The 11,113-nt window shown below is 39.8% G+C and carries 9 protein-coding genes; 5 read left to right on the forward strand and 4 right to left on the reverse strand.

Annotated features, from left to right (window positions below):
* Positions 1-55 precede the first annotated feature (55 nt).
* Positions 56-898: a carbonic anhydrase gene (locus H2245_RS04980; RefSeq protein ID WP_182406299.1), complete on the reverse strand. Its 843-nt coding sequence runs from the start codon at positions 896-898 to the stop codon at positions 56-58.
* Between the two features lie 335 nt (positions 899-1,233).
* On the opposite strand from H2245_RS04980, the gene H2245_RS04985 reads away from it, so the two are divergent.
* The 4 genes from H2245_RS04985 to H2245_RS05000 all read left to right on the forward strand — a co-directional run bounded on the left by H2245_RS04985 (position 1,234) and on the right by H2245_RS05000 (position 6,967).
* Positions 1,234-2,025, forward strand: a complete 792-nt coding sequence (locus H2245_RS04985) for an ankyrin repeat domain-containing protein (protein WP_259365086.1) — start codon at positions 1,234-1,236, stop codon at positions 2,023-2,025.
* Positions 2,026-2,406: 381 nt separating this feature from the next.
* Positions 2,407-3,537, forward strand: coding sequence for an MFS transporter (locus H2245_RS04990; RefSeq protein ID WP_182406556.1), 1,131 nt, complete (start codon positions 2,407-2,409; stop codon positions 3,535-3,537).
* A gap of 249 nt (positions 3,538-3,786) precedes the next feature.
* Positions 3,787-5,451: a fatty acid--CoA ligase gene (locus H2245_RS04995; protein WP_182406300.1), complete on the forward strand. Its 1,665-nt coding sequence runs from the start codon at positions 3,787-3,789 to the stop codon at positions 5,449-5,451.
* A 241-nt stretch (positions 5,452-5,692) separates the two neighbouring features.
* A complete protein-coding gene (locus H2245_RS05000; protein ID WP_182406301.1) occupies positions 5,693-6,967 on the forward strand; it encodes an enoyl-CoA hydratase/isomerase family protein in 1,275 nt (424 codons plus the stop codon).
* Positions 6,968-7,003: 36 nt separating this feature from the next.
* Here the strand turns inward: H2245_RS05000 and H2245_RS05005 are convergent, their stop codons facing one another.
* Positions 7,004-7,762, reverse strand: a complete 759-nt coding sequence (locus H2245_RS05005; protein WP_182406302.1) for an IclR family transcriptional regulator — start codon at positions 7,760-7,762, stop codon at positions 7,004-7,006.
* A gap of 643 nt (positions 7,763-8,405) precedes the next feature.
* Between H2245_RS05005 and H2245_RS05010 the strand changes: the two genes are divergently transcribed.
* On the forward strand, positions 8,406-9,326 hold the full coding sequence (locus H2245_RS05010; RefSeq protein WP_182406303.1) for a hypothetical protein: 921 nt from the start codon (positions 8,406-8,408) through the stop codon (positions 9,324-9,326).
* A gap of 121 nt (positions 9,327-9,447) precedes the next feature.
* Here H2245_RS05010 and H2245_RS05015 read toward each other — a convergent pair whose 3' ends face one another.
* On the reverse strand, positions 9,448-10,218 hold the full coding sequence (locus H2245_RS05015) for a 4'-phosphopantetheinyl transferase superfamily protein (protein ID WP_182406304.1): 771 nt from the start codon (positions 10,216-10,218) through the stop codon (positions 9,448-9,450).
* Between the two features lie 219 nt (positions 10,219-10,437).
* A complete protein-coding gene (gene pal, locus H2245_RS05020) occupies positions 10,438-10,950 on the reverse strand; it encodes a peptidoglycan-associated lipoprotein Pal (RefSeq protein ID WP_182406557.1) in 513 nt (170 codons plus the stop codon).
* Positions 10,951-11,113: the final 163 nt, after the last annotated feature.

The following is an 11,113-nucleotide window of genomic DNA, read 5'->3' on the forward strand; positions in this document are numbered from 1 at the left end:
AACATAACACTAATAATTGCCACTAATTATGAGTATTTATCAGTTATGAATAATATTAATGGCTAAGCTGTTGTACAGTACGGCTTCCTTGTGGCTGAACTGGACGGTTATTGCCGTCATATAAGTCAGACAATACAGTAAACTGTGTGCTGGCAAGTGTCAGTGGCTGTTTACTGACGAACCATTGCACCTGTTCTGAACAAGGTGGCGTGGTCAGCGAACCTGCATAATGGTAAAAAGTAGCGGCAGTAGGGGCGAGGGCTGACAAATTCATAGCCGTAATCACTTCATCGTCATTTTGCGTGGTACGTAATGTCCCTTCAATTAATGGACGCAATACTTCACTGGTATTGCCAATGTTGAGCATCACGCCAATGACAGCAAGGTTGCCTTGACTATTCGCATGAACAAAATGAATCTCGCCCGGATAATTTTTTTCACCAAACTGATGTTCACTTGGCGTATGATAGTGAAATTGCTTTAGCATATAGGTATCATTATTTAAACGTATGCTATTGTCTTCAGTCGTTGGCGTATACACAACCGTATGACCATTGTCATGAATACGAATATTACTTGACTGGCGATAATTGACCACTGGAGCAATAGCGGTACCGGTAGTTACGCGGCTGATATTAATAGGTGATTGCGCCTGACCAATTTTACAAATGCTCGCACCTTCTACATCGCCCCAAGACTCAGGACCCGTATCCCCGCTATACGACCATTTTGGATGATGGACATCTTTGCCAGTCGTATTTTTGCTGGTTGAATTTTCAACAATACTCTTACTATTTGGCGTAGCAGTTTGGTTGATATTTTGAGTAGTAGAAGTGCAAGCGACAATGCTCATAGCACTGACGGCGATTATTGCAGCCGTTAAATAGTTGCGATTCATTTAATTATCCTTAATATTTTTTAAATTATACAAATATAAACAGTAAATCTAATCAATAATAGTTACTTCACAGTATGATTAGTGTTTTTAATTATTTAAAAACAAAAATAATTTTTAAGCGTGTTTTGTAACAGAATAATACCAATAAAGCAAACACTTGTTTAAATTTTAATTTAAGAAAGTAAGTGGATTTTATGTATTAAAACTATTGAAAATTAATAACTACATACTAAGGTTTTGATACTGTCATTAATATCTTACTCAATGTTGATTATTGTTTAACAAATCTGCATAATAATGGCACTTTATATTTTCCAGTTTTTTAAGGTTAAATCATGAATTTATTTTACAAAATGAGCACTTCAGCGGTGCTAGCAGCGATGTTATTAACTGGTTGTAACAGTTTAAGTACGGATAATAAGTCTGTTAAAGACACAGCAGTTCAAGTAATTCAAGTAGCACCAACACCGCAAACCGGTTTTCGCTTTAGCGCGGCTGAGAACTTTGATATTGCCAATAAAGACAGGTTGTCTTATCGCAATTTTTACTCGAAACCATCAGAGGGTGTAGATGCCAAATGGTTTGATGCCGTAAAACGTGGCGACTTGCCAACGGTTAAATATATGGTGGCAAATGGGCAAAATTTAGAAGCCAAGGATACAGGTAATCTTGACCAAACGGCGCTAGGTTGGGCTGCATTTATCGGCTATGAAGATATGGCGGATTATTTAATCAGCAAAGGTGCAAGCATTTATGCGACTGATAAAGGCGATGTCTATAACGTTATGAAGTCGGCTACTTTAGGTGGAAATACTAATATCGTCAGAAAAGTTCATCAATTATTGAATGCCAAAGCGCCTGTAAATTTAAATGATCAGACGCAAGAAAGTGATGGCGAAACCTTAATTATGGTAGCGGCAAGTAATAACCGTATTGAAACGGTTAAATATCTATTGGCGCAAGGGGCAAATCCAAATCTAGTGGCAACGACCAAAGATAAAAAAATGGGCTCGTATAATCAAGGCGCTTACTCTTATGCCTGTACGCGTGATTTAGTGGATATGCAAAAACTATTGGCTGCTAATGGTGCTATTAATCACCGCACGGGTAAAGCCAGCTGTGAATAAGTATTATGTTGTGTCTTAACTAGCGCATGATTAATTAAAGTATGGTTAGTTAAGGCATAAGATGACGTATTCTAAAAAGGCTGCTATTAATATTAGCAGCCTTTTTTATGCTTTTGAAACTTGTAACCACACTTCAAATTCTATCAAATCGTTTCAATGTGATACCATAATATATGTATTATGCCAAATTCTAGATGATTATAAGTGTAGGTATATTGATGCCTACTATCTCTCACTCACGCTTAAACAATCGCGTCCAACATAGTCAGTATTCTTGTGAATAAACCCATCAGCCCGACTCAAAAAAACGCTCCATTGCATTTATTTCCGCAAACCGATGCGCCTTCGTGGGTGCTCAAGCTGACCATATGTATGATTGGCATGTTTGCCTTTTTACAAGTGTATTCCATTCAGGCAGTATTGCCAGTATTAATGCTCGATTTTGCTGCCACAGAAGTGCAAGCCGGTATGATTGTTGGCGCAACTGTGATGGCAATTGCGATTATGTCGCCATTTTTGGGCATGCTCTCTGATGCTGTTGGACGGAAGTCTTTTATTGTTGGCGCGTTGTTGTTTTTAGCGATACCGACAGCGTTGATTGCTCAAAGTCCCAGTATCGCTTGGATGGGTATCTTTCGTTTTATGCAAGGGTTGTCCGTTCCTGGCATTACGGTGGTGACCATTGCTTATATTGGTGAAGAGTTTAAAGGGCGTGCGGTCACAGAGCTAATGTCGTTTTATGTTTCAGGGTCGGTACTTGGCGGCTTTTTAGGGCGCTTCTTACTTGGGCATTTACATGAATTTATGGGCTGGCGGCATGGTTATTATGTGATGGCGGTCATGACGTTAATAGGTGGCGTGTGGGTCGGAAAAATGCTGCCAAAGTCGAGTTGTTTTGAAGCCAATCCAAATTTCCGCTCAGCGATACAGACGCTTGGGGAGCATTTGACTAATCGTTATGTGGTGACCGCATGTTTACTTGGCTCATGTGTATTATTTTCGCTCGTTGGTTGCTTTACCTTTATTAATTTACATCTTGCTGGTACGCCTTATGAGTTGAGTACGGGACAGCTGGCCAATATATTTGCAGTGTATTTAATCGGCGTTGTTATTACCCCATTATCGACCACTTTATTACGTCGATTTGGTTCAGCGCGTACGGTTCGAGTGGCAGTAGTTTTCTCAATGATAGGTGTGTTATTAACCTTAGTGACACCGTTATGGGGCATTATCGTTGGGCTTGCCATTATGTCATCAGGTGTCTTTGTAACGCAGGCGGCAACCATCAGCTATATCGCTGTCAATGTTGAAAAAGGGCGTTCATTAGCTTCTGGTTTATATTATATGGGCTATTACGCAGGCGGTACGATGGGCGCATGGCTGTGTGGTTTGGCGTATGCGCGAGGAGATTGGTCGATGACAGTATGGTTACTATTAATCGTGCAGATTTTGGCATTGTTGATAGCGAGCTTTGGGATGATTAAGACTAAAAAAATTACTGCTGAATCCTAACAGTGGCTAACATAATACTGTCCTCGGCAAAACAATAATAAACGAACCTCCGGTATTGTTGTGTTTACGTGGGTACACTTTACATGGTATTGCTTTGTTCTTACTATCAATGGGTACGTTTGATTAAGTGACTTTAAATAAGTAACTTTAATTAAATAGCGGTAATTAAGTGGCAAATACTATTGATTAAAAATAGTTAAAAAAACAAATAGTGTATATTTTACTCATGACAACAAGGACGTTAATATCATGTCAAATACTTATCCTAGTGCGCCTTCTGCCTATTCATTCCCTTTGCTGATTAAGCAATTATTAAACCGTGCTAAGACCGTTTCTTTAGACCAAGAAATTGTTTATGCTGATAAACAGCGTTTTACTTATAATGATTTATTTAATCGTATTAATCGCTTGGCGAACGTTTTAGATAGCCTAAACCTTGCATCTGGTGACGTTATTGCAGTGATGGATTGGGACAGTCATCGTTATCTTGAATCCTACTTTGCCATACCGATGTCGCAGTACATTTTACAAACGGTAAATATCCGTTTGTCCCCTGAAAAAGTGCTGTATACCATTAACCATGCCAAGCCTAAAGTATTGTTGCTTAATTCTGAATTTGCACCACTCGTCAAAGACTATCAGTTTGAAAATTCCAGTATTGAACACATTATTTGGTTGGATGATAATGGAGTGACGTCCGAAGGCATTTTTGGTAGTAATCAAAGTCGTGTCACTGGCGAGTACGAGGCGTTACTGGAAGCCGCCAACGATAATTTTAACTTTCCAGATTTTGACGAAAATACCATTGCCACCACCTTCTATACCTCAGGTACAACAGGCGACCCTAAAGGGGTGTTTTTTAGCCATCGCCAATTGGTATTACATACCTTAGCAGAAGCAGCATCGCTGGGCATGCTACCGAATAAGCAGGGCGTTAGCTATGGCGATGTTTATATGCCAATGACGCCAATGTTCCATGTGCATGCGTGGGGATTTCCATTTACCGCCACGATGACAGGGTTAAAACAAGTGTATCCGGGACGCTATGCGCCTGATAGCTTACTTAACTTAATCATTAATGAAAAGGTCAGTATCACGCACTGTGTCCCAACAATTTTGCAAATGCTACTCAAAGAGGCGCAAGATCGTAATGCCAATTTTAATGGACTAAAAATGATTATCGGTGGCTCAAGGCTTACCGAAGGTTTGGCCAAAGCTGCACTTACACAAGGGATTGAGGTATACACTGGATATGGGATGTCAGAGACGGCGCCGCTCATTAGCCTAACAGATTTTAGTCTGAATGAACCTGAGCTGAGCGAAGAAGAAGATATCGCACGCCGCTGTATGACCGGTAAGCCTGTACTAATGGTCGATGCACAAGTCTGGGATGAGCACAATCATCCTGTAGGCACAGGTAAAGATAATACTGGTGAATTGGTATTACGTGCGCCATGGCTGACCCAAAGCTACCTAAAAAATGAAGATGCAGGCGCTGAGCTATGGGAGCATGGTTATATGCACACCCAAGATATTGCTTACATGCGCCGAGATGGGACTATTAAAATCACAGACCGTCTAAAAGATGTGATTAAATCAGGTGGCGAATGGATATCCTCACTTGAGATTGAGACTATTTTATCACTGCATCCAGCGGTAGCTGATGTGGCAGTGATTGGTATTCCTGATAAGCAGTGGGGCGAGCGTCCGTTGGCACTTATAGTTCTTAAGCCCAATTGCCAAAATACCAGCAGCGACGATATTAAAGCGTTGGCTGAACAAGCGGCTAGTAAAGGCATGATTCCCAAATATGGTGTACCTAGCCAGTTCAAATTTGTAGAGGAGTTGCCAAAAACCTCGGTAGGCAAACATGATAAAAAAGTCATGCGTGAAATATACGCCAATCAGACATAGACATATAGAGTCTTTCGCAATACGATTTTGTTCATTTTTTCTTATTTATATTGTCGCAAAATTTTGTTAGGCTATTCTACAAATTAAGTTAGCAATATAATATTAAGCAAACTAAAACCGATTCATGACTGAGTCGGTTTTTATATTTAATAAGCTATAAGTTTACTCACGTATTACGTTAATAAAGCAAAAAGCTAGCAGAATATTAATAATATTTTTTAACCCAAATTGGATGTTTATCATGATAAATGACCGCGATAATAAAAATACCTCATCAATTGCAGGGAATGATTTACCAGAAGCATCCGTTATTTTTAATACCGAACCAACAGATAGTGGTCATCTGATTGGTATCATGATGCTTAATGCACCCAAATCGTTAAATGCGCTTAGTGTGGAGATGTGTAAACTGTTATCGCAGCAGCTCACGCAGTGGCAAGAAGATACCAATGTGGTGGCAATCTTGTTAAAGGGTGCTGGCGATAAAGCATTTTGTGCCGGTGGCGATATCCGCAAGCTGTATAACAGTATGTCGGATACTGCACCAATACCTAATCCTTATGCCACAGAATTTTTTGGACATGAATATCGTTTATTTCGACAAATGCATTTCTATCCTAAACCTTTAATAGTATGGGGCGATGGCATTATCATGGGTGGTGGTATGGGTCTGCTTGCCGCCTGTAGCCATCGTATAGTTACCGAGCGTACGCGTTTTGCAATGCCAGAGGTAACGATTGGTTTATTCCCAGATGCTTCTGGTAGTTGGTTCTTACCGCGTATGCCTGCTAAAACAGGTTTATTTTTAGGATTAACAGGCGCTCAATGTAATGGCAACGATGCGTTATTGGTTAATTTAGCAGAGTATGCAGTGTCAAGCCATGACTATGAGACTGTTTTACAGCGTTTAATCGGAAGTGATTGGCAATCCATAAATACTTTTGATGATGAAAATGGTACTAGTACAAGTTATTCCGATACAGCGCATAATATAGTCAGCCATGCGTTAGCGACTTTGCCTGTGGCAATTCTTGCAGAGAGTAAACTCGGATTATACTGGCAAACCATTCAGCGATTAATGAACAGGGGTGGCCTGGCTGATATTGATAGCATATTGCAAGATGATAACGCATTGGCGCAGTTTGATGCGAGATTTGCGGCTGATGAGTGGACGCAAAAAGCCATTGCCACTTATCGTCACGGTTGCCCGGTCACTATTGCCTTAGCTTATACACTTTATCATCAGACAGCCCAGCTTTCGCTAGAGCAAATATTATATTTAGAGACCAATGTTGCTGTCCATTGTGCTGCAAATCCTGACTTTAAAGAAGGCGTACGTGCGCTACTGATTGATAAAGATAAAAACCCGCAGTGGTTACGATCATTAGCAGACTGCCTAACTGTGGAGGGTCGCCACTATATTCATCAGCATCTCATCAGCCCTTATCCTACCGGTGAGCATCCTTTTGATAATTGGCTAGGCATAGAGGCGCTCGGTGTGCAAACCGTCCGCTAAATAAAGTTGGGGATAAATGGAGTGATATTAATTGACTCAACTTTGTAAATCATAAACCAAGCCTTGGATATCCTGTGCCGCCTCTTGCAAGCGCGGTACGTGCGTTAGCAGCTCTTCTAGCGATATTCGAATCGTTGGAGCATGAACATATAGTGATGCTAAATAACGTGATTTTTTATCTAGTATTGGCACAGCAACCGTTACCATCTCTGAGATAAACTCTTCATTATCGATACCAATGCCAGTTTTAGCGATGCGATCAAGTTCAGCATTTAGTACATCAATGTCGACCATAGTATTTTTAGTAAATTTACTGAGCGGTAAACTATTAAGCATCTTACGGCGGCTGGCTTTAGACAGCTGGCTCAAATAAAGCTTGCCTGTCCCTGTACACCACATCGGTGACTTTGCGCCAACCGGTAAATAAATTTGTAAGGGCAATTCTGTTTGTACGCGATTGGTATAAGTCATATTCATCTGATACGGAATCGCAATGCCGCATGACTCTTTTATATCATCAACCAGTCTTTGCAAAACAACTTGACGCTCATTAAAAAAGTGGCGCTGTTGCCATAGCTCAACGCTCAAATTGCGAACACGTTTACCAGGGATAATACCGCCCGTGATATCTACTGCCACAAAACCTTCATCGACTAGATTTTGAATCAATCGATGAATAGTAGGTTTAGGGATATCGAGCACTTGTGATAATTCAAGAGGAGAGATTGGCTTAGGTGCGTAAGATACGGCTTCAATGATTTCTAACACACGGGTAATCGAGGAAACTTTAGGCATAGGAACACTCGGTAAGAAAAGGGACCAGTAACAGATAAAATAGAACAAAGAACTGATAAGTTAAGAGGTAATAAAATGAGCATAAAAACAGTAATAGTATAAAGTGTTTATATATTATTTAGCAGCATTTTTAATTGTTTTCAAGTAGATAAAAGGGGGAAACATAGCCGGTCAAGTGAACGTAAGATAACAAAGTAGGTCATTCTTTTATAAAATTGTTATTGAGTTTGCACGAGAACTACGACATTATAGCGCCATAGTTTGCCATATTGTTACACGTGATTTGGCTTTTTATGTCTAAATCGTTATTAGAAAGTGACAATAAGTGAGATGAGCATTATCACATCTTATGTTGTAACGTCCTGATTTTTAGGCGCTATATGCTTGTATTGTTATCTACCCAGTTTAGGGGTATTGTGTAACACTAAAGTCATGTTCTATGGTTTCGTGTAGGAATTATTACAATATCTATGCAATCTTTACATAATGGCAAATAAAAAGGGCATCTTTAGGGGTGACTTTTTACGCCAAAATTGTTTTAATCTGCTCAACAAAATGATTGTTTAAAATAAAGGCTAGATAATCGTTTTTTTGCAGGTCATCTGTTTTATATCTATTTGTGTTATATCTGAGGAGCGTAATCATGAAGTTTATTAAATTAACAGCTATTTCTGCTGCTGTATTGGCATCTAGTGCTGCTCTAGCAGCTGATCCTATTGTCGTTGTTGACGATGTAGAAGTTTATGAGGCGCAGCCTGTAGCAGTTGCTTATGAAGTTGAGCCTGTAGCAGTTGCCTATGAAGCTGAGCCAGTTGCAGTTGCTTATAATGCCAACGCAGGTGTTGTTCGTAACACTGCTGGTGCAGTTGTTGGTGGCACTAAAACTTTTTTCCAAACAGTAACTCATCCAGCAGCTATTAGTGCTGAAGTTGGTACACTAGGTTATGGTGCTAACATCGGTTGGGGACTTAACGAAAAAACTGAACTACAAGCCGGTTGGGCAGGTGGTGATGTAGCTGATCTATTCGGTGGTGACTTCGATGCTAACGATATCAACTATGACGTTGATACTGATTTTAGTAACCCGTACTTAGGCGTGCAGTACCGTCCTATGGCTAACTGGTTCACTATGGGCGCTGGTATTATCGTTCCTGATAACGATATCGATGTTCGTGCTAATGCTGAAGGCGAAGGTTTCTACAAAATCGATGGTAAAAAGTACTATACAGGTGTAGCTGCAGATAAGCGCGGCGATGACGACTTTGGTGCTGATGGTGTTGGTAACTTAGAAGGTAACATTCAGCATCGTAACAAGTTAGCTCCTTATGCTACTATTGGCTTCCGTCCTAACATCACCAATAACTTTGGTGTGTTTGGTGAAGTTGGTGCAGCTTATATGGGTAAAGTAGACGCAAACATCAAACGTGTTGGCGGTGTTGATGGCGATGCTATTAATATAGCAGCAGCAGATCAAGCGGCTCGTGATGCAGAAAAAGATCTAGAAGACAAAAGCTGGTTAGAGTGGATGCCAATTGTTAAAGTTGGTGCAACCTACCGCTTCTAATAATGATTCATGATAAATAATATCTGCTATGAATGATTAAGATAAAGAAACGACCTTCGGGTCGTTTTTTTTGTTTTCAAATTTTTATTTTAGGAAGAGCTTTCGAAGTTATGGAATAGTATTAGAAAACGACTACGGTTTGTTGGCAAGGTAAAATTGTAATTTGATAACCGTTTCGGGTATTGTTAATTACAGTATCTGTTGAGTAATCCTCATTTAAGCTAGCAATAAGCTTAGGGATAATTTCTGCATAAGACATGCCCAATCCTTGCGCTAATTTATATTGGTAAATCTTAATAAAGCTTTCTTTAAACTGCCATAGCCATCTAACAATAATGTTACGCTGATATATGGCTAGGTCTGCTAAAATTTCAATCTCAGCAGGATGATAAAATCGCTGCGCCACCTGCCAAGCGATATCTTGAATTTCAATATCGATACCAACGGCACGGTCAGCACTGATAATAACTGCGACTTTATCAGTAAGCTGACTGCTGGCTATATCAACGTCACCAGAATGACTGAAGCATACGTAATAGCCGCTATTACTGAGCCGATAGGGAAATTGGGATTCATCTAAAGTCTCGGTTATTCCTATCTTAACAAGCAGTAATTGTAATAATAAGCGTACACCTTTACGCTGTTGTCGCCGTCTATTTTGAGCGATTTGTCGTGCTGATAAGAGGCTATTAATGTTGTTATCTAATCGGTAAAAAGTATGAGAGTAAAGTTTGGTTAGGCAAGATAATGGTGTAAAAGGAGCTAAGGGCTTGGATGATGTAGGACAATTATATGTCAATGACAATAATGGTGAGGCAATTTGAGCGGTGGCGCACCATGTTATAGGATTAAGCTTAGTGTAGACTATATTTTGCAAAGATAGAGTTAGCATGGTTTCTTATTTACATAGTGATTGAAATAGTTAAGAACATTCAAATTTTTGTGAATAATATTTTTAAAAAAAAAGTTTATATTTTCCATGATATTTTGTCTAATGTTTTATCATAAAAAGAGCCTAACAAAAGTAAATTGCTAGGCTCTTTTTATTCTATACTATTATTATAAGTTAGTTAGCTTGAACATAACTGCTCTTAGCTAAGCTAAATAAACATTAGTATGACAATTCTGCACGGCGGTTTTGAGAATAGGCAGATTCGTCAGCACCTGTAGCAGCAGGACGCTCTTCGCCATAGCTAATCACTTGGATGTTATTAGATGCAGCACCTTGCGCGGTAAGATAGCTACTGACAGATTGAGCACGACGTTCGCCAAGTGCCATATTGTATTCACGGCTACCGCGTTCATCGGTATGACCAGCAATTAATACACCAGCGCCAGGATTTGCGCTAAGTAAACTTGCATGTTGGCTTAATACGCTGGCAGATTGCGAAGTAATGTCACTGCTGTCAAAATCAAAATAAACCACGGCTTGTAAGTTATTAGCAGCAGAAATAACAGCCGCAGAGTTATTAATATCAATACCGCCTGTATAACCAACTTGACCACCAGGAATACCTAGTGGGGCAACCACAACTTCAGATGTAGCGCGTTTGGTGGCACAACCTGTGGTAAGTGCTACAGTCGTAGAAAGTACGGCAAGCGCAGCGATTTTAGCGAAACGCATTTTTGATGGCGTATTAGATAAAGTAAGGCTGGTAAACATAGTGAGCTCCTAAATTTTTAATCAAATTTGTTATTTTAAAACTGCTTATAATAAAACCTAGGCAATTGCTGCTTATAGTAGAAGGTATGTTACGTTATGTAAATAGCATTACTGTAAATCATGT

The sequence above is a fragment of the Psychrobacter sp. GP33 genome, from assembly GCF_014119005.1.
GTDB lineage: Bacteria > Pseudomonadota > Gammaproteobacteria > Pseudomonadales > Moraxellaceae > Psychrobacter.

Excerpts from the sequence above, each read along its gene's own strand:
- H2245_RS04985 (WP_259365086.1), top strand. The coding sequence starts at position 1,234 with ATGAATTTATTTTACAAAATGAGCACTTCAGCGGTGCTAGCAGCGATG.
- H2245_RS04995 (WP_182406300.1), top strand. The coding sequence starts at position 3,787 with ATGTCAAATACTTATCCTAGTGCGCCTTCTGCCTATTCATTCCCTTTG.
- H2245_RS05005 (WP_182406302.1), bottom strand. The coding sequence starts at position 7,762 with ATGCCTAAAGTTTCCTCGATTACCCGTGTGTTAGAAATCATTGAAGCC.
- pal (WP_182406557.1), bottom strand. The coding sequence starts at position 10,950 with ATGCGTTTCGCTAAAATCGCTGCGCTTGCCGTACTTTCTACGACTGTA.
- H2245_RS05010 (WP_182406303.1), top strand. The coding sequence starts at position 8,406 with ATGAAGTTTATTAAATTAACAGCTATTTCTGCTGCTGTATTGGCATCT.
- H2245_RS05000 (WP_182406301.1), top strand. The coding sequence starts at position 5,693 with ATGATAAATGACCGCGATAATAAAAATACCTCATCAATTGCAGGGAAT.
- H2245_RS04990 (WP_182406556.1), top strand. The coding sequence starts at position 2,407 with ATGTTTGCCTTTTTACAAGTGTATTCCATTCAGGCAGTATTGCCAGTA.
- H2245_RS04980 (WP_182406299.1), bottom strand. The coding sequence starts at position 898 with ATGAATCGCAACTATTTAACGGCTGCAATAATCGCCGTCAGTGCTATG.
- H2245_RS05015 (WP_182406304.1), bottom strand. The coding sequence starts at position 10,218 with ATGCTAACTCTATCTTTGCAAAATATAGTCTACACTAAGCTTAATCCT.